The organism is Olsenella sp. An290 (assembly GCF_002159535.1).
In the GTDB taxonomy this organism is placed as follows: domain Bacteria; phylum Actinomycetota; class Coriobacteriia; order Coriobacteriales; family Atopobiaceae; genus Thermophilibacter.
In genome coordinates this window covers 67002-85673 of sequence record NZ_NFIU01000004.1, presented here as the reverse complement: position 1 = coordinate 85673, position 18672 = coordinate 67002, and the positions used below count along the sequence as shown (strand labels likewise).

Genomic DNA, 18672 nt, shown 5'->3' with positions numbered 1-18672 from the left:
ACAGGTTGCAGCAGCACTCGAACAGGTCCTTGACCCCAATCCCCGCGAGGGGACGGAAACTTGAACACTTCAATCGCGGGTTGAACATTCCACGCCCCGCCGGGGTCCTTGACCCCAATCCCCGCGAGGGGACGGAAACGTGACGGGGGTTGCTGCTTCCCCTATTACATCGATCGAGTTATTGGTCCTTGACCCCAATCCCCGCGAGGGGACGGAAACTGCTCGCCCCAGAAGTTGAAGTTGTACTCGTTGTTGCAGGGTCCTTGACCCCAATCCCCGCGAGGGGACGGAAACACGGGCTCCATGTCCTGCTGCTGCTTCGTGGCAGCGCGGTCCTTGACCCCAATCCCCGCGAGGGGACGGAAACGGATCGTCCTCGATCTCGGAGTAGGTCTTGTGGCTCTGCTCGAGGGTCCTTGACCCCAATCCCCGCGAGGGGACGGAAACTTGTTTCGGTCGATCGCTCGATCGCTAATCTCATCGCAACGGGGTCCTTGACCCCAATCCCCGCGAGGGGACGGAAACCATGGGCCTGTTGTCCCGGTTGCACGGGACCCACCTGTTGGCGGTCCTTGACCCCAATCCCCGCGAGGGGACGGAAACTTGGTCATGGTCCTCGGGGTGAGCACGTTCCATGTCGGCTTGGTCCTTGACCCCAATCCCCGCGAGGGGACGGAAACTAGAGGAAGGACTTCTTCTCGTAGTCTTCCTTCACCTTGAGAGGTTCTTGGCCCCAATCCCCGCGAGGGGACGGAAACTGGAAGTACGCCATCTGTCCAGTTGCCTGGGACATGTTGATGGTCCTTGACCCCAATCCCCGCGAGGGGACGTAAACAATTCCGCCGTCTCGATGCAGAGATTACTTAACCGCACCAACACCACGGGCAATAAAATAGCCGCGATGCAGTCGTCGTGAACTCTACGCGAGGCGGTGACAAAGAAGGGTCGCTGTCAGGCCTGTTCGGCAGCGACCCTCTGACTTGCGAGGGGACTACGCTTCAACAAAGGGCATGTTGGTTAATTACCTGGGTGCTCTATATATATATTGCCTGCCAGGCTTCTTCTTCGTAGAGCGACACCCTCTCCCCCACATCGAAAAGAGCATCCTTGGGAAGCGGCCCCTGAACAAGGTCCACGGAAACGCTCAGGCGGCTCTCCATAGCTTCGAGCACCCGCACGAGTGTGAAGAGACTCACCACCGAAGATGAAAACGAGACGAGAAGATCGACGTCAGAGTCATCGTCGGCCGCACCTTTGGCGTAGCTGCCAAACAGGAAGACCCTGCGAATGCGGGCGTCATCGGGTGCCGTCGAGTTGTACTCCACCGCCACGGAACTCACCGCGTCGCGAATCTCGTCGAGCGTGTGGCACATGAGCACCTCCCTCCCGTATGGGTTGATCCCTCAGCGCAAGTAGCGAGCGTCCATCGCACGGGCGAATTCAAGCTCAGAAACTTCGCTGCGGGCAAAGTGCTCGCGGCTCTTCAAGAGCTTGTCGTTGAGATAGCGGTTCTCAATGAGACTGTCGCAATCGCGTGCGCCCATGTTCAGCCTGCCATTCTTCGAGCAACTGCGGCCTCAACCTGACCAGCATTCGAATCGTATTCGATGAACTGGCCACTATCGGTGTCGCTCCAGGCATCGAGCTCGTGCGAGAAGGACGAGATCTCCGACGACGTCTCAAACGTATTGACGAAGTCGGCGACCTCGTCGACGAGCCGGATCTCATCCTCGCTGAGAATGCCTTCCGGACAGCACACGGGAACCACGACCTCGCCCCAGCCCTTCTCCGTGAGCTCAACGAAGCCCGCATCCTGAAGCTCGGCGACGATCCTGTCCCTGCCGTCCATTACGGGGCCATAGTCCGCATGCGCGTAGGCAAGTCCGGTCATAGATCGAGACGTCCTTGCATAGCAGAGGAAGTCGGTGAAGAACATCGCCTTCTGGAGCTTTGTCTTGTAGAGATCCTTGCAACGAGCGGCGAGCTCGCACACCACGGCGGCAACGCGATCCATGCTGAAGGAGCGGAAGCCGTTGCGACCGCTCGGTGTCACCATCTCCTGAGACGGCCGCTGACACGCGGCGAAAGCTGCGGCCAGCCCAGAGAGCGGGGTCCTGCTCTCGATGAACCGTCGGACTGCTGACGCCGTCCTCCCACTAAGCTGGCTCTCCCTAACCGACAGCAGGGAGGCCGCCCCCTCTGCCGTCGAGGCAAGCTTGAGCATGGTGTTGTGCGAGTCATCGGGAATGGCACCCGACTCATAGCGGGCGATCGTCTGCTCGCCAAAGCCGAGGAACTTACTGAACTCGCGCAGGGACAGGCCATAGCTGTTCCTAAGCTCCTTGACCTCGTCGGGGGCCATGAGGCCATGAGCCGCGCAATAGGCGGAGTATGCGCGGCGCAGATTGCCCTCCTCGACGCGGGAGTCACCAATCGCCTCGCCGCAGCACGGGCAGACGGCCACCTCGGCATCATAGGAGGTCGGCTCGCCCTTGACGGGCAACGTCTCGGCCCTGTGCTCAAGCCGCGCGTCGACCTCACGGTCGCATTCAGGGCAGTATGTGTTCAGCATCTTCTCTGCGTTCATTCCCTCGTCCCCCGTCGGTCCACATACAGCTTTACCGACAAGCACTTACATCGCTCCACGTCCGTTCGAACAGACAACTTCAGATACAGCGTTTCTTCCTCATACTCCGGCGAGAATTCCGCCACGGTCCACTTCTCGGCGCGTCGAGGGTCCCTGTCTGGCTCCGGCCCGTCGAACATGTCTCTCGGCTCTAGCGAGAGAATCACTCGCCTCAGGTCATCTACCGTCATACCATGCTCAGCCATGAATGAGATGTTCTGCTCGCGAGGGACGAGGATGAACCCGTGCTTTTCGACGAACAGCTTGACCTGCCGCAGAAACAAAGTCCTTTGGTCCATCACCCTCCTCTCGAGCTGAGTGTAATCATATGATTACACAGCATAGTACGCAACAAGCCACGGATGCGTATAGAAACGCTGGTCTCAACCAAGAAGGACTCGCGAGCAATCTTGAGCGCAACATGCAAAGCAGTCGAGGTTTCAAGCATGCGCAAAACGGAGTTATTACCGCTCACCCTCAAAACAGGCAGCTCTCGATGAGGCCCTTTCCCCGCAGCTTGTCGAGCCACTCGGACGGAATCCCCTCGATGCCGTAGACGATGCCGGCGAGCGCGCCGGCGACGGCGGCCGTGGTGTCCGTGTCGTCCCCGAGGTTCACCGCGGCGAGCGCGCACTCGGCGTAGCTCGACGTGTTGGCCAGACACCAGAGCGCGGCGTCGAAGGTGTGGCGCACGAAGCCGGTAGAGCGGATCTCGTCCACGGGTCGCGCGGCGACGTCGCCCGCCACGTCCGCCGGGCTCGCGCCGGCGATGAGGTCCCGCGCGATATGCACCATAGCGACGCATGGCTCCGTCGAGGTCGGGTGCGCGTGCGTGATCGCGGAGACGGCGCGCACCTCGTCGTCAGCGGCGTCGGTGAACGCGAGCGGGACCGTGCGCATGAGCGAGCCGTTGCCGTTGTCCCGCTCCCCCGCAAGGCCGTGCCCGCGCTCGAGCGCCTCGCGCGTGGCGTTGCCCACGTCGAAGAGCCCGTCTACGGTGTAGGCATCCTCGCGGTACCACCGCACGAAGCGCCCGCGGATGTCATCGACGTCAATGCGCCCCAGCTCACGGTAGCTGTCACAGACCGCGAGCGTCATCGACGTGTCGTCGCTCCACGTGCCTGCCGGCTTGTTGTGGCTGCCGTGGCCGACCATGTCCGCGCAGCGGAACGAGCCCCGCGGGCGAAACTCGTACGGCACGCCCAGCGCGTCGGCCACCGCCTGGCCGTAGACGCAGTCGCGAAGTGTTCTTGCCACGCCAGCCTCCTCTTTATCAACGGCCTGCCCATCATAGGCACTCAACGGACATCAATCCAGAGCAGACATTGGATATGGTACCGCTATAAAATGTTCGACGTTGTGGTGCCTGCCAGAAATGGAAGCACGAGATATATCGATAAGAGCGACAAAATCTGCCACAAGTTGTGGCAATCAATCCCCCAGTAACCATCGTGTTTGAGACTGCCCTGGCACCCATATACGCCGTAGCTTAGTTCATAAGACCAAGAACAATTCTCCCGCAACTTGTGGGAGAAACTTGGCGTCAGGAATTGTGCAACAACTTGTTGCAAGATTACCTGTCCCCGCAGCTTTCATTGACGGCCAGATGCCCAAACACGTTCATATCCAGCCGGATGTAAAGATTTCTTGACCGCATCAGCATCGCGGGTATTATAAGAGCAGTGATGCAGTCACCGTGGACTCTACGTGAGGCGGTGACAAAGAAGGGTCGCTGCCGGGCTTGTCCGGTAGCGGCCCTTTGACTTACGAGGGGGTCACCATGGCCAAGGAATTCAAGACTATTGACCAGCTCGTTGAGCTCATGGAAAGTCGCGGGATTGTCACGGACAAAAAGACGGCGGCGGCAATCAAGCGAGAGAGCTACTACGCCATCATCAATGGATACAAAGCCCCATTCCTTGATAGAGAAGCAATGAAGTCTTCCGCCGACGACGTCTATCTCGAAGGTACAACCTTCCAACAGATATATGACCTCTTTATGTTTGACCGGAATCTGAGGGAGTCAACGTTCCCCTACCTAACCGCCGCGGAGTCTGCGCTCAAGAACGCAGTCGTCTACGCCTTCTGTGAGAGGAATCGGGACGCGGAGGCCTACCTCGAACGATCAAACTACACTTCGGCAAAGGACATGTTGGTGCCAAAGTCCTACCAAGGAAACAAAGCTGAAGAGCACGCAACAAACATGGCCAACCTCATGAAGATCCTGAACGGAAAGCTCACCAACAAGAAGAAGATGCGACCCTTCGTGAAGCACTATCTCAACAGCTATGGAAAGGTTCCCCTCTGGGTTCTTCAGAATGACCTAACCTTCGGCAATATCGCTCACTTCTACCAACTCCAAAAGAGAGGCGTTCAGAACGCAGCCTGCAAGATCGTCGGCGAAATCTCCGGAAGAGGTGTCCGACTCAACCCTCATGACCTCCTGAGAGCGTTCGACGTTCTCGTTGGGTATAGAAACATCTGTGCTCATGACGAGAGACTCTACTGCGCCACAGTAAAAGGAGCTCGCTTCGCGGATATGTTTGATGAACTATGTGTTGTTCTCCCCGAAGGGGATACACACGCAATGATCGACACTCTCAATTCGCTCATCCGGGCTTACCAAGGGAGAATCAGTACGGAAGTCCTTGTTCAGATCAACACAGAGATGGGCGTTAAGTTTGCCAATCAAAGCTAGAAACTATTCGACCTCAAAACACGTCGGCAGCAGTACCCCGGACCAAGAAAAGCGAAGCCTGTACCCAATCTCATTATGAGCGGGGAGATGTTGATTGTTGGGGCGGAAACGTATAGTCGAAAGGCTGTTCGCCGCCTCATGCTGCAGCTCGTAGAAGCGCTTCATGTACCGAAGATTGCGCGGTGAGAAGCCCTTGGCATCGGGAATCTCTTTCCTAAGATCCCTGCTCAGCGTCTCGAAGAATCCCGAGCCCCACCGACTCTCAGCGTGCAAATCAGCAATGTCTTTTCCCAGCCGCCAGTAGAACAGCAGCATCTCACGGTTTACCGAAACCGCCGCCTTGATCTGGCTGCAACGATACCGCTCACTCAGCTCCTGCACCCAAGCCAGGTACTCAGGGTCGTTCTTGATAATCGCTTCCGCCATGGCGCCACCTTCCCGAGAGACTTCCTCAGGCTTAGTGTCGCTCAGGCACCGGACAACAATTAGCGCTCGCGCTTACGCTGGGGAAGCAGCCTCTCAGCGCAATTTGACACGCCTTTCGTCCGGGGCTCTATGACCTTCCCATCAGGACGTTGAAGAGAGCGGCCCGCTCTCGATGAAGCGGCGAACCGTCGACGAGGTCTACTCCCCCAGCTGACCCTCCCGGTCACATTCAGAGCAGTACGTGTTTAGCGTCTTCCCCGCACCCATTCCCTCGTCAATCTGCCTCAGCCTCTGAAGCCAGCGCCCGATGCAGCCGGACTCCAGGAAGCCCAGAAGGGCGCCGTCACAGAAGCGCTCGGCCCTAACCGCCCCTACGAGCAATGCCATGACCGTCTTGCCGTCAAGAGCGGAGACGTCGGTACCCTCCATCGACTCACTCCCCCACTCCAGGCCTGCCCTCTCGAGGATATCTGCATACCGCGTGAGACACAGCTCCGGGTGATTGTCCACGAAAGACATGATCGAACTCTCAAGTGCGCTCACTGTCCGGTTGTACTCCACAAAGGGGAAGCAGATAGGGTCGTCGACCGTTCCGGCGTGCTCATGGTCAACAACCCGTACGCCAAAGTCCCCTTCACGATCAAGCAGCGGAATGAACCTTGTCAGACTCTCAAACACCGCAACCCCCGTCAGTTACTTAGCGAGAAGTACGATCAAGATTAGAATCAGCAGGACAATGACGGCACGCTGGAAACCAGACGTCTTATAGACGATGAAGTTACCGTACTCGTCACGGTCAACCAACTTCTCGTGTCTCTGCAACCACCTGATGTCCTTCTCGAACTCTTTATACTTTATTGAACCAACGGGATAGGGGTTAGCAATCTCATGCTCGACGGAGTTTCCCGTGTCCGGCTCCACAGACCTAACCTTCACTACAGCCATCCCTTCGGCTGGGCGGACAAAACGTCCCAGATTTCGACACTTCCCTACTCCCCATAAGCCCAGACTAGCACCTCGAGGTTGTTATCCTACGCCCCGCCAACGTACCTGATGGGGTTCTGCCCGTGGAACAGGTCCGTCACGAGACGACCCTTGTAGCGCTTGCGCAGCTCGTCGCTGGCAAGGTTGCCAACGAACTCAACACGGCCTTCTGCGGGAGGAAAGTCGCCGTCAGGCCTCATGATCTCGCCAGTATGAAACCAGCCCGCGACACGGTAGACCTCAACGACCTTACCGTCGTGGACGCCAAGAGCAAGCCGGATGTTGCGCACGCGGTCGAGACTTACGGCCCACTCCCTACGGACTCGCTCGTAAAGCCCAAACCGAGAAGACAGCACCGACGAATCGACATTCGTAATCTTGATGAGAATCGCAGGCTCGTCGAAGTCGGACTCTCGAAGCTGCGTTGCAACGTCAACGCTCGTCACCATGCAACGCCCCCTGGATTCTGAGCCAGTAGTCACTCATCAATTGTATGCGCTCAACAGCCCGGCCACCGAACGCATCCTGAGCAGCCCCGTCACAAGCCAGCCATACAGCTCGTCCCAGTGCTCGGAGCTAACGTCCGCGTCCAGCCGCACCTGAAGCTCGCGCGTCTTCTCGCTCGGCTCGTGCCAGGAAACTGTTCCGCCAAGGTCTGCAAGCATCGCGTCGACCTCCTCGCGGCGCGCGACAAGCCCCTCGTACAGCGACGCATCCGTGAACCACAGATTCACGCCGACCCAGCCATCGCGCTGCGCGAAGTACGCCGTCGCATGAACGCCCCTCATGCCCAGCCCGAACGTCGCATACCACCCGTTGTTCTCTGCCCTGCCCGATGGGTCGGCATACGCGGACACAAAGTCCTGTCGCTCGGCGCAATAGTCGTAGAAGCCGTCCCAGAAGAGCGACTTGAGATCAGGGTTCGTAACCTCCGCAAGACACTTCGCCCGCACGTCATAGAGCAGCGGACCGCTCTCCCCCACACGCCAGTACCTCCACCCGTTGGCGGTAACATACTTCCCGGTCACGAGCTCCTTCACCCGCGTCGCCGCACGTGAGGGGCTGTTGAGAACATCCCCGTTGAAGAGGCGAATGCCGTAGTCGTCGGTCACCGTGGCAACAACGGCACGGTCGCCCTCGCTGGCAACCAGCTCAGTCCCCGGAGCAATCTCCGCCATGGTGCAGACTGCCCTGAACGTCATGGACTTCATCGCGGGCGCGGCCTTCTTGACCGGCTTATACGACGCCACAACATCGGCGCTCAGCTCCGGAAACGGCCAGACCTTGAGGGCGCGTTCCGCCAACCGCTTGGCACGGGCGCGGATAACGTCCTCATTCCACACGTCCAAGTCATGCAGCTCCTTGGAGATCACCAAATAGTCCTGGTCAAAGCCGCCCTTGAGATGCGCCTTCTTCTCCGCGAAGGGCGCATCCGAGAGCTCGGGGTTGTACGCCGTGAGCGTGAGGTTGCCCAGCGTGTTGATGAGCTCTTCGTAGACGCGCTCGCAATCATCCCCGAGCATCTCGCGCCACTCCGCACTAGCGAGCGCGTTCTGCGACATGATGTGCTCGATGGAAAAGGTGCTGCCCGAGAAGTCTGGCGGGTCCTTCGCGTTCCAGCTGCTCTCGAGGTTGGTGAGCAGGTAAAGGTCGCGCTTGAACGCGTAGCAGTCGCGCGTCCTGAGTGCCCGCTCGAACTCCGCGTCACTCGGCATGCGCCGAGCCGTCCTTCCTCTCCCAGGAGAATCGCCTCGTAGGCCTCAGGGATGTTGCCGCCATCGTCCCGCACCGCGTTCAGCCGTGCGATTACGGACGAGAAGAACTTGTTCAGGCTGTTCGTTGCGACGTCACACACAGAACGACGGAAGATGGGGCTCTCCGTGGTCCTCAGCATAGAGACGGAGTCGTCATGCGAGAGGAAATCGCCGCATAGTCCACGAAGAAGGACACCAGAGCGGGTTCACGACGGAGACGTCAAGCTTCTGAATACGAGTGAGAAGAACGCGGAACTCCTTGTCCTTACAGGCACCAGCCGTGATGCACGCGTAGTGCCCTGTGTAGCGACGAATCTCCTTGAGGAGGTCCGCCATCTGCCCAGGCTTGTCGTAGCCGTTGTCCATGACATGACGCTTGAACAGTCGGTACACGTCACGCGCGACGATGCTGGTCGGCGCGTTGATGACCGTTAGCCAGTTACGCAGGAACTCGTCGAAAACCTCGTCGTAGCTGTCCGCTCCGAGCGTCTCCTCGATCTTGCGCCAGTAGTTGGCATAGAGGTCCTCCTGCTCGTCCATGGGAAGGCCCATGAGCACGAAGTTGCGCACGAGGTCTGCCGTGGAGAGATCCTTGCCGGTAGAGTTCATCGACTCGAAGATAAGCTGAGGGATGCCCCGCCTCGCCTACGAAGCGAAAAAGTCACCTCCAAAACGCATTTGTTCGTCCATACCATTGTTCGGATATGAGCCTGAAATTTCAGCGATAGCTGAGCCTAAGCAAACGCGGCATCAAATGCTCGGGACAATTCGTCGACATCCGAGTAGCGGCGTGAGACATCTGATGTGGTGCCTCCATCAACGAAGGTTTTTATTTTATGATTTTTTATATTATCAATTCGGCTCCGTCCGGTCATTACATAGTACAACACTAACGTAATTGCATATATTTCATGTTTCATGTTGTAATTTACAAAACCTATTCTTCTCAACTCAGGATCATTGTAGGCACCTTTAAACTCAGTCCCATCAGAAGTTAAGTTAGATTCTTGAAGTTTTACTAAACCAAAATCAGATAATTTTACTACAACTGTATCGTCAAATTCTTTAATTAATATATTTCTTGGGCTGATATCTCTGTGCAGAATTTGCTTTGAGTGCACATAGCGAAACGCACGAATAATCTGACGAGAGATAGATAGTCTCACTCTATTTGAATCTTTATTATTAAGCTTCGCAATATACTTTTCAAGGGTGCAATCCATGAACTCCATGAAATACTCCCTTGCCTCTCGATTATACCTATAGGCTTCCACCACGTAAGGGGAGTGAAGCTCTTTTATTGTTTTATACTCCCTCTCAAATCGTTCAAGCTCTTTTTCAGAAAGGCCTTCTTTAGCTCGTTTTATAACAATATTCATGCCATAGAATTTATCTTTGTATTTGTATGTTTTCGCGTACGAACCTTCCCCCAGTACTTTTAGCTGGTATGAAACCGAATCTCGACTGGGAGTATTGACAGTAACCGAATTTGATAAAATGAATATAGGTTCCGTGAAATATAGCTCGATTGCATCTGTGTGAGGCGGGATTTCGCTCCCTCCGCTAGAGCGTAGATTTGGGCGCAGCTCATTAATTCGGTCCCGGTAATAGTCGCAGACACGGAATGCATTTGGTGAATCCCGTAGTCCCGCCTCCAGGGTATTTACAATATCTATAATTCCGAGCAATTCACGACTTTCATTTGCCCAGTAGTGCGCTGGATAATCACCCGTAGGAAGCCGGCCGTTCATTAGTTCAAACAGCTTAATAAGTTCATGATGAATGGTCGCCAACAGGGCCCGCAGCTCAGTATCAGGACAGCTCACGTAGATGAACTCGTATTCTAGGTTTTCTTCGGAGTATACCGATAGGGCACGTTTGGCCGATACGAGTGCATTTCTATAGCTTACAGGCATCATTGTCCCTCTCGCCTAGAGCGTACGCGCACGTAAAGTGCTGTCAAAATCACTCGTTAAAGGTTACGCCAATATCAGTCAAAGAATCGCTGAGCTTGCCCCCGAACATTTCCTCAACGAACTCGACAAGCTTGCCTTCCTTGGCAAGCTCCGCAGAGTCGGCCATGACGAAGTTCGTGTCGCAACCCTGACCGACTTCGTCATGGAAGCCAAGGATGAAGTGCGTCGCAATCTCGTAGATGATCTTCGTCGGAGCGATACCAAAGACCTGGTGCTCAAGAATGTGATCGAGGCGCTTGCGATCATCGGGGAATAGCTCGCGCATCTTCTCGCTGTTATACAAGCGTTTGATAACCTCGGTGATGTAGAGCCCCGACTTCATGTAGAGATCGGCAAAGGTGCGCTTGGAGTCGTCAAAGCACCCTGGGTTTTCCTGCTCAAAAAGGTCGAGCATCTGCACGACGACACGGCGCGGAGTGAAAATCTGGTTCGTCTTCTGCGGCGGGACGTAGTCAAAAATGTCTTCCTTGAGCGATTCGTCAAAGTAGTTCGCCAGCTCGCCTCGTAGACGGATGAACTCGCGCACAGAGTCATCGAATACGACGGGATCAAAGAGATTCCCGTCAAAGTGATCGACCGCACCCGTCTCCTCGTTAGTAAAGTCCCCACCATCGCGCAGGAAGCGGAACTGCTCAACCGTGATACTCGTAACCTCGAGAAACACATCAGACGGAATAATCTGGTCGAAGTTAGCGAGCGTCGTATCGTCGTCGCCGTAGGCCATGAGGAACGACGGAATAGTGCGTGAGAAGCCACGCAAGTGGTCACGGATACCGTTTTCAAGCCCCTGCTTTTTTGCTTCCCTTTTGGCGGTCTCGGTCTCGCGCACTATGGTCTCACCAGCGCTCTGCACGAGCCTGTCGCTCGACCCTTTCAGGCTTTCTACCAGCTGATTGCGCGCCTGGCTCAAACGCTCATCGCACGCACGATTGACGGCATCGGCTTCCTCACCCGTGTCCGCAGCATCAAGTCCCGCCTTACGCTCCTGTTCGATGAGATTACGCTGAATCTTGAAGTCTCCAAGCTCACGATTGATTGCGATGTCCACGTCTGCCTTGATGCGGCGCTCAATCTTTTTCTGTTGAGCAGCCTTAAGGTCATCTCCATAACTTTGTTTCGCGGCTTCGACAAGCGGCTCCGTCATGTCATTCGCAAACGCCTTGGTCAGCCGCTCTATGAGCTCGTCATCCTCAGAGGGCTCCGCTGGAGTCAGCCTAATTTCGTCGATAGCGTCATACAGGCTTTCCTTGATGCTGTAGCGTTTATCACCGAACAGCTCCTTGGCAGTACCAATGACCTGCTCGTCGGAAACCTTGACCTCACCGTCGTAGTCAAGCGACAGCTCCTCAGCAGTGTCCTTGGTAATCCCCAGGTCCTCATTCGGAGCCTTGTACGGATCAAACTTCTGGATAAGCTGGATGACCTCCGCAGGCGCGCGGAACACGTTCGAGATGTTCTGGAACAGGAAGTCGCTCATGAAGCCGCGCCGCACGACCTCACGCGAACGAATTCTGCGTGGAATGGAAAGCACCCGCTCCGCGTCGAGCTCAATCATCTCGCCGTTTTCGTCCTCACCGATAACTGGGAAGAAGTTGAGCAGCGTGCGAATGCGCTGTTTGCGGTCATCAAGCGTGCCGCCACCCGCCGCCGTGTCGATGTAGAGATCGTTCGCGAACTCCTCGAAGATAGTGAGCGTCCGTGCTGGATCAAAATCGAAGACGTAGGCGTTCTCCTTGCGCAGGTACTTGCCATCATGACAGAACAGGCACGGGTTCTGTGCGCGAAACGCCGCTTGCATGTAGAGTGACGGACTCTTCATGTTGGAGAGAATGAGCACAGCAGTCCACTCAGGGATGGTGACACCCGTCGTGAGCTGACCCACCGAGAGCGTGATGGTTCTGTCATGCTCGGCGATGGCGCTGCGCACGCGATTGAACGACTTCTGAGTCTCGCTGGCATCGTCAATCTTTCCGTCACCTGCGGCAAGCACAATCTCGTAATCCTTGAAGACAGGGTGCTTCTGCAGTTTCTTGGCGAGCGCCCGAGCCGAGTCAACGCGGTTGAGCATCCAAAACGTGTGTCGTAGCTCGTTGCGAAGCTCAGGTGTGGAGAACGGGAACTTCTTCTGCGAGGTTAGCGCGTCAAGAAAGCGGTCAACATCGTCGTTATGGACAAAGAACCCACGCGAGTCCGTCGCAAAGAACTCATTCAAGTCAAACGCATACTCGATTGTTTCACCATCAATGTCTACGCCTCGCGCAACCTCATCCTCAATGATGTCTGACATCTGATAGGTAAACATATTGAGCTGCGGCAGGTCCGCATATGGGTTGGGCAGCTCAGGGTCATCCCAGTCACGCTTTGCCCTTTGCTCGTCGGCATAGGTCCAGTTGAAAATGGCCTCCTCAGGAAACTTCTCATTTGCTATGGCCTTGAACGGCGTACCCGAAAGGTGCAACGTGAACTTGCGTCTTATATGGTCAAACGCAACGTCAGTCTTGAATGTATCTACGCCTTCGTGCGCCTCGTCGATGATAAGGATGTCCCATTCGAGGTCGACAGCCTCCTTGAGCTTGTCGTAGGAACCTCCCAGATAGACAGAGCCCTTAAGGTCCTGCAAGCTCACAAACTCGATAAAGCGCTTGGGCGTCAAATCCTTCATGACAGCGTGGGTGTAATCCTCACGCGAAAGGCAGAAAGGCTTTCCCGCGAGCGCGTCGACGCTGCTCACGAAACTGTAGCCATTATCGGTACCGACGAACTTGACGTAGTCGTCATACCAGGAGTTGGCGATGGCAGGACGGTTCGTGACGATGAGCACTTTCTCAGCACCAAGCGTCTTGACAAGGTCATAGGAGGCAAGTGTTTTACCGAAGCGCGGTTTGGCGTTCCAGAGGAACTCGCCCCTCTCGTGGCAGTGCGCGTAATCAACCGTCTTCTCTACCGCCCGCGCTTGTTCGGTTCGCAGAGTATACGGAATCGCAGAAGGCGTTCCCAGCACGCCGTGATTCTCTCGAAACTCATAGAAGTGCTGTTTTGATTCTGCGACACCGATTCGGAACCATTCCTTCTTTGGCATGCGCTCGTAGCCGAGCTTTTCTAGGTACGCCTGGAACGGCTCGTCTCTAAAAGTACCCGATCCATCCTCCCAAGTGGCATTACCGTGCCACTCGAGCTTCTTGATGACGTCTGCGGTATAGGTCTGCTGGTCAATGCGGACGTCAACGGATTGCTCTGTATAGCCAATCTTGAGCCATCCATTGTGGCGGACAATCTCGGGTGTCGAATAGGCGTAGATCTGGGGAATTGCCGGACGGGATGTCTTGATCTTTCCAGAGATATCGGTCATGCCCATCGCTAGCTCATCTCCTTCACGTGGGACTCGATGAACTCAATCTCATCGTCATCGAGACCATACTTGCGATAGAGCTGCCGATCGATCTCTGGAATAGGTTTGGACCAATCGATGTCAGACGCCGAAGTGAAGTCTTGGAGTGGAATCGTCCTCCAAACCTGAGACGGACTATGTTGTGTCACCTTCTTTGCTCCGAGCAAGGCCCTGAAGAACTTCGTCTTGTAGTACTTCCGCAGACACTCTGCCTCTTGAGATGTTTTAAACGGGCCAACATTCAAGAACGTATCCGAAGTCCCCTCGCCGGGCTTGCTCACAAGGGGGTCAGCCAAGGCCTCTCCGTAGACACCGGAGTTATTCGCCTCAGGAATCAGGAGCTTGAAGGCATCAAGATACTCATTAGGCTGCAGATACCGACGAGCTATACATCTCGTCTGACGCCTGTTTTCAATTCGGCCCAAAAAAACAACCTCATCATCAGCCGGAATTTTCTTGTCAATAAAGACGTCGGGCAGCCTCTGCATTAGGCTAGAAACTATTTTAATCCGCGGGCTCTTCTCCAGTGCCTTCTTGACAACGGGGTCGTCAGCATGCTCTTCATAAAAAACGTCAGAGAACTTATAGCAGCGCTGAGAAGCGAACAAGCTATCCAATCTCGGAGCATTACCCTCAGTTTTATTTACTCTTTTAATTATTGAGTTCAGTTCTGGAAAGATAGTAAACACTTTGATAGGGCCGAAATCCCTACCTTGATCGTGAAGGGTGATTGCTATTCCACCCTTGATATCCGTTCCTGTAAACATTTTTGAAGCATCAGGCTCGTACGCTAGAACTTTAAGATGTTTGTCGCCGAGCATCTTTTCGTTCCACTGAGTTGAAGTCTGGCCAGCATTAAACAGAAATCGGGCAGGCGTAATGAGCTCAACAATCTCACCGACCTGATACGCTGCATCCATAAAGTCGTTGTAAATCGGAGGCTTTCGTCCGTTGCTGTCGTTCTCTCCTTGGTACGGAGGATTGCCAATAACGGCGTAGAACTTTTTCATGACTGCATCGACCTGCCTCTCAGGGCCGCGAACTCAAACGGCTCGTCATTCTCCCAGTCATAGATAATACAAAGCGGTATTGTTTGCTGCGGCTCCTTGTCGGCAGGCGGCTCTTCAACAAACCCCTCGAAGACGTCGAAGAGCGACATCTGAACGGGCTCTGGCTCTGGAGCCTCGAAGCCAGGCAGTATAGACTGCACAACAACACCCTCAGCGTTTGTGGGTGGTGAACATGTAAGCCCGTCCATCTGCCAAAAGTTCCACGAGACTACCCAGGCGATCTCGTCCATCTCCTCTTGAGAGAGGCTCTCTCCCCACCTAGCAGAGAGGTGCTCGGTCATCGTCTCAAGCACATTGATTCGGGCAATGAGTAGGTTGTCGCCCTGGTACTCGTAGCCGTAGGTACTCTTGAGAGCAGCGAGCGCCCACTTCGTCCATGTCTTTCTCGTCCTACAGTTCTCGCTCACGATACGCAGCTTACGATCAAGGATTCCGATGCGGTCGAAGACGGGAATCTCGTCACCAGTTGCAGCATCGTAGCGCGAGCAGATAAATGGGGCCTCGCCGCAAGTGATCTCGAGTCTTGTGCTCTCAACATAGGCATGCCAGCCTCGGCCCCTAGCTTTCGGAAACTCGACGGGCCCAGGGTTGGTTTCCCAGCCACACTCAACTTCCGTGTTGAATGTGCCAGTCCTGCCGAACCAGTCAGTATCCAGGTAGTTGTTCATCCTATTTACAAGCCACGAAGGTGTGAACACCTCTGCTCGGCTCTTTGTACGCAGAGACTGTCGCTCCAGCTCCTTGGCAACGCGAGGCTTTACGACGCCTGAGCGGGCACCCGTAATGAGGTCGACGGTGATCTCATCATCTCCGCCGTAGCCATCGCCCAGCTCTTCGTACTCGCCATCGGCCCAGATAATATTCCTACCCGTCGTGCGATCACAGAGCAGCGTCTCAAGTATTCGCCGCGGATAGCGCTGGACAAAGGACTCTATAAAGCCAGTCTCAATGGAATGGGTCACTTATCGCCCTCCATGCGAAGTCTTCTATCAGAAAGACGCTCCCCTTCGTAGGTAAAGTGAAGCGGCCCCTGCACCCCGCTATTGTGGTCTAGGAACTCCTTAGCCAACGCAGAGAGCGAAGTAGTTACGCCTTCATACTCGACGCGCGTATCGTCAACAACGGTCGCAACTTTTGACGGGTCGTTTGCGAAAACGACTTTCTCGCCAGGCTTGATGCCAACCATAGAGAAGCGGAAGCGAGTTCGCCTTCCCGTCTCTGTATCCTGGCGGGCCTCCTCCGCCTCGCGCTCCTCTTCAATCTGTTCGCCAGTGGGAGTGACGCGATGGAGTCTGCCCCCCGTTCCCGAGATGCGGGCGATGGCCTCAAGGATGGCATAGGCATCCTCGGGAGACATCTCAAAGAACTCCTTGGTACGGGTCTTCCCATTGAAGGTCTCGATGGTACGTAGGTCGGGATTCAGCTGGTCAATGAGCTCGTGAAGCGCCTTATCCGTCAGCTTGTGGTCGACGTCATAGGTCGCGTACGCCCGGACCGCGTACGGAAGCGCCTCGGAGCGGTTGAGCTCATGGAGCCTACGCTGCAGGTTGCTCGCGTAACCAATCTTCACGTATTGCGGGAAGCTAGGGTTGGTGAGGATGTAGATGACGCCTTTGCTCACTCTTCAGTCTCCCCTATCTGGTTCATCGTCTATAGACGTATCTATCATATCGGGGAAAACCGCACGACATATAGTCGCGTCAATGAAAGCAAATCAGCGAATTAAGAGTCTTTCAGGTATGCACTGCATAACCATGCCTTCAAGCAGATCCTCATCACCCCCGACGGTAGCCGTCATGACCCGGCCTTCTCGCGCGCGCCCTTCCTCGCGGCATTACAACGCCTTCGCGCTTTCGAATGACATAGCCCCAGCTGCAACTACTTTGCCATTTCGTTTTCGCATATCTATCGAGGTCAGACATAGCCATCACTTTTTTAATAATGCGAAAGGCTCCAGATCTGCGATTGCCGAAAAAGGGAGGAATTCACCGTCTCTTGAGTAGCTCGATTCGTCACTCCCCTTAAGAACAATTCCAATCACCTCGTGCCGAGTGTTAAACACGGGCCCACCGCTCATTCCCTTGATGAACGCCCTGTCGACAACAATACTTCCATTGCCGTAACGGTTGGGAAGCACCGAAGCTTGCACACAGTGCGAAGGCATTTTACCACCCGCATAACCTGAGGCGTATATTGTTTCCCCTGCCTGAGGCAAATATGCTGTATTAATCGAACGAACCCCCATGTTGCCGAGCTTCGCGTCAAGCAGAACAAATGCAAAATCAAAACCTGAGCATTTCCTAAAGCTGGAAGCCTTTATATAAAACCTTTCGTCGAATGCTGTCCGAATTTCAATAGGAACGGCATCCCCATTCGCATCGGTACTTTCTTCGGGCAGACCATGAGCACACGTTAGCAGAATATCCCGAACAATTACTCCGCTAGATTCCGCTGCGACAGCATCGTTCTTTTCTTTGGAATCAAACACGTATGAAAGCTGGACCGCTGATTTCTCAAAGGTTAGGTACGGCACACGTTCATGAGCTGCTTGATGAAAGAGTGTCCACAACTTTGCCATCGGCTCAGTAGGGTGTCCATTTACCCCCACAACCATTGAGAAATAGTCGAGACGCCCACGAATGTGCCTCACAAAAGATTTCTCATCGCACAACTCGTCTCCGTCACATAGCTTTGCCTTGTAACAATGGTTTTTCTTGTTCCCAAAGTATGCAGCGGCCGCCGAAGAACAGCCCTCCCTAATCCACCTATGGAAAAGAGCCCTGAACTCCCTGTATTGACTTCTTCGTATATTGCACTTTTGATTTACTATTATGCCATTGACTATCTGTCGACTCCCGCGGTTAGCTACATGGACTTTCCGCTCGTTAATTTCAAATCCGTTAGATTCAATTGTGTCGATAATGAATCGATTGATTCCATCAACAACGTTCTTCCCCTGATCTACCATCTTTCGAGCCGAGTATGCGCTGGTACTGGAGAAGACAAGGTCGTCGGCATATCTTGTGTATGTAAAACCGCTATTTGCTGCAAAATTGAGCAGCGCTCGGTCCATCTTGAAACATATCATGTTGCTTATTACGGGAGAAGTCGGCGCGCCTTGGGGCAAAGATCCCTCGTAGCAGACTAGGTTTGTAAGTGTGTCTGCAACATCTTGAGGAAAGTCCATTGCCTTCATAAAGAGACCGCGAACACGTGGGGCCGAAATCGAAGGAAAGAAGTCCTTGAGATCGAGGGTGAGCACCGTCCTCTTTCTTGCGTGTTGCAAAGCATTCATGGCCACGTTGCGCTCACAAACAAATCCGTAAACGCATTTCAGAGGGCTATAGAATTCCGATAGGCCATTAGCAATCGCCCGTTGCACTCTTCTCAGGTTTGCCATGGGCGAGGAGATCCGCCTAAAGCCTTCCCCGTTCCTTTTGGGGACAAGCCACTCCGTATACCGTTTAATCCTATTTGCATACGCAAGCATTTTAAGCTCGTCCCATGAAACACCGCAGTATTCGGCAAGCTGAGCGTTTGTAGCGATACTTGTAAAACTAATCTCTTGGGAGGCCACGGCGAAGCTCCTTCCGGACGGTCCAGGCGATAATAAGACTAATTCAATCAGTCCATCAAACAGATGCCCGCAGTGAGAAACAGTTCTTTTGCGAATGCGAAGTCACATTCAAAGTTCGAGCTTCGCCGTGACCAGATAGCAGTTTAGCACGTTATACCTACAAGTCTCCTCCT

18 protein-coding genes and 1 CRISPR repeat array (1 of these 19 cut by a window edge) are annotated in these 18672 nt (G+C 54.7%); of the genes, 1 reads left to right on the top strand and 17 read right to left on the bottom strand.

Annotated elements, in window-relative coordinates; translation table 11 throughout:
- Positions 1 to 835: a CRISPR direct-repeat array (repeat unit 36 nt; unit sequence GGTCCTTGACCCCAATCCCCGCGAGGGGACGGAAAC) (it extends 282 nt beyond the left edge of the window).
- 199 nt (positions 836 to 1034) lie between these two features.
- The 5 genes from B5F84_RS03985 to B5F84_RS03970 form a co-directional block, all read right to left on the bottom strand.
- The gene (locus B5F84_RS03985) at positions 1035 to 1373 is read right to left on the bottom strand and encodes a nucleotidyltransferase domain-containing protein (protein WP_087321092.1); all 339 of its coding nucleotides are present in this window, start codon (positions 1371 to 1373) and stop codon (positions 1035 to 1037) included.
- Positions 1374 to 1403: 30 nt separating this feature from the next.
- Positions 1404 to 1544: a hypothetical protein gene (locus B5F84_RS09560; protein ID WP_158094481.1), complete on the bottom strand. Its 141-nt coding sequence runs from the start codon at positions 1542 to 1544 to the stop codon at positions 1404 to 1406.
- A gap of 2 nt (positions 1545 to 1546) precedes the next feature.
- Positions 1547 to 2587: a type II TA system antitoxin MqsA family protein gene (locus B5F84_RS03980; RefSeq protein ID WP_087321089.1), complete on the bottom strand. Its 1041-nt coding sequence runs from the start codon at positions 2585 to 2587 to the stop codon at positions 1547 to 1549.
- Complete coding sequence (locus B5F84_RS03975; RefSeq protein WP_087321086.1) at positions 2584 to 2925, bottom strand: type II toxin-antitoxin system MqsR family toxin; 342 nt, start codon at positions 2923 to 2925, stop codon at positions 2584 to 2586. The genes B5F84_RS03980 and B5F84_RS03975 overlap by 4 nt, the downstream gene beginning before the upstream one ends.
- A 178-nt stretch (positions 2926 to 3103) precedes the next feature.
- The gene (locus B5F84_RS03970; protein ID WP_087321082.1) at positions 3104 to 3883 is read right to left on the bottom strand and encodes an ADP-ribosylglycohydrolase family protein; all 780 of its coding nucleotides are present in this window, start codon (positions 3881 to 3883) and stop codon (positions 3104 to 3106) included.
- Positions 3884 to 4406: 523 nt separating this feature from the next.
- On the opposite strand from B5F84_RS03970, the gene B5F84_RS03965 reads away from it, so the two are divergent.
- Positions 4407 to 5324: an Abi family protein gene (locus B5F84_RS03965; protein ID WP_087321079.1), complete on the top strand. Its 918-nt coding sequence runs from the start codon at positions 4407 to 4409 to the stop codon at positions 5322 to 5324.
- 3 nt (positions 5325 to 5327) lie between these two features.
- Here the strand turns inward: B5F84_RS03965 and B5F84_RS03960 are convergent, their stop codons facing one another.
- From B5F84_RS03960 to B5F84_RS03905, 12 genes are all read right to left on the bottom strand, one after another.
- Positions 5328 to 5750 carry a DUF1016 N-terminal domain-containing protein gene (locus B5F84_RS03960; RefSeq protein WP_087321076.1) on the bottom strand — a complete coding sequence of 141 codons (423 nt, stop codon included), beginning with the start codon at positions 5748 to 5750 and terminating at the stop codon, positions 5328 to 5330.
- A 198-nt stretch (positions 5751 to 5948) separates the two neighbouring features.
- Positions 5949 to 6428, bottom strand: a complete 480-nt coding sequence (locus B5F84_RS03955; protein WP_204205499.1) for a DUF6508 domain-containing protein — start codon at positions 6426 to 6428, stop codon at positions 5949 to 5951.
- 15 nt (positions 6429 to 6443) lie between these two features.
- On the bottom strand, positions 6444 to 6695 hold the full coding sequence (locus B5F84_RS03950) for a hypothetical protein (RefSeq protein WP_158094480.1): 252 nt from the start codon (positions 6693 to 6695) through the stop codon (positions 6444 to 6446).
- 86 nt (positions 6696 to 6781) lie between these two features.
- Positions 6782 to 7183, bottom strand: coding sequence for a hypothetical protein (locus B5F84_RS03945; RefSeq protein ID WP_087321070.1), 402 nt, complete (start codon positions 7181 to 7183; stop codon positions 6782 to 6784).
- Between the two features lie 36 nt (positions 7184 to 7219).
- A complete protein-coding gene (locus B5F84_RS03940) occupies positions 7220 to 8449 on the bottom strand; it encodes a DUF4268 domain-containing protein (RefSeq protein WP_087321067.1) in 1230 nt (409 codons plus the stop codon).
- A gap of 192 nt (positions 8450 to 8641) precedes the next feature.
- Positions 8642 to 9097 (bottom strand): DUF262 domain-containing protein, encoded by a 456-nt coding sequence (locus B5F84_RS03935; RefSeq protein WP_087321064.1) that lies wholly within the window; start codon positions 9095 to 9097, stop codon positions 8642 to 8644.
- Positions 9098 to 9222: 125 nt separating this feature from the next.
- A complete protein-coding gene (locus tag B5F84_RS03930) occupies positions 9223 to 10314 on the bottom strand; it encodes a protein kinase family protein (protein ID WP_204205498.1) in 1092 nt (363 codons plus the stop codon).
- Between the two features lie 139 nt (positions 10315 to 10453).
- Positions 10454 to 13819: a DEAD/DEAH box helicase family protein gene (locus tag B5F84_RS03925; RefSeq protein ID WP_204205497.1), complete on the bottom strand. Its 3366-nt coding sequence runs from the start codon at positions 13817 to 13819 to the stop codon at positions 10454 to 10456.
- A gap of 2 nt (positions 13820 to 13821) precedes the next feature.
- Positions 13822 to 14862 carry an Eco57I restriction-modification methylase domain-containing protein gene (locus tag B5F84_RS03920; protein ID WP_087321061.1) on the bottom strand — a complete coding sequence of 347 codons (1041 nt, stop codon included), beginning with the start codon at positions 14860 to 14862 and terminating at the stop codon, positions 13822 to 13824.
- The gene (locus tag B5F84_RS03915; RefSeq protein WP_087321058.1) at positions 14859 to 15884 is read right to left on the bottom strand and encodes a hypothetical protein; all 1026 of its coding nucleotides are present in this window, start codon (positions 15882 to 15884) and stop codon (positions 14859 to 14861) included. The genes B5F84_RS03920 and B5F84_RS03915 overlap by 4 nt, the downstream gene beginning before the upstream one ends.
- Positions 15881 to 16543 carry a GIY-YIG nuclease family protein gene (locus B5F84_RS03910; protein ID WP_087321055.1) on the bottom strand — a complete coding sequence of 221 codons (663 nt, stop codon included), beginning with the start codon at positions 16541 to 16543 and terminating at the stop codon, positions 15881 to 15883. The genes B5F84_RS03915 and B5F84_RS03910 overlap by 4 nt, the downstream gene beginning before the upstream one ends.
- A gap of 306 nt (positions 16544 to 16849) precedes the next feature.
- Positions 16850 to 18499, bottom strand: a complete 1650-nt coding sequence (locus tag B5F84_RS03905; RefSeq protein ID WP_087321052.1) for a reverse transcriptase domain-containing protein — start codon at positions 18497 to 18499, stop codon at positions 16850 to 16852.
- Between the last annotated feature and the right edge of the window lie 173 nt (positions 18500 to 18672).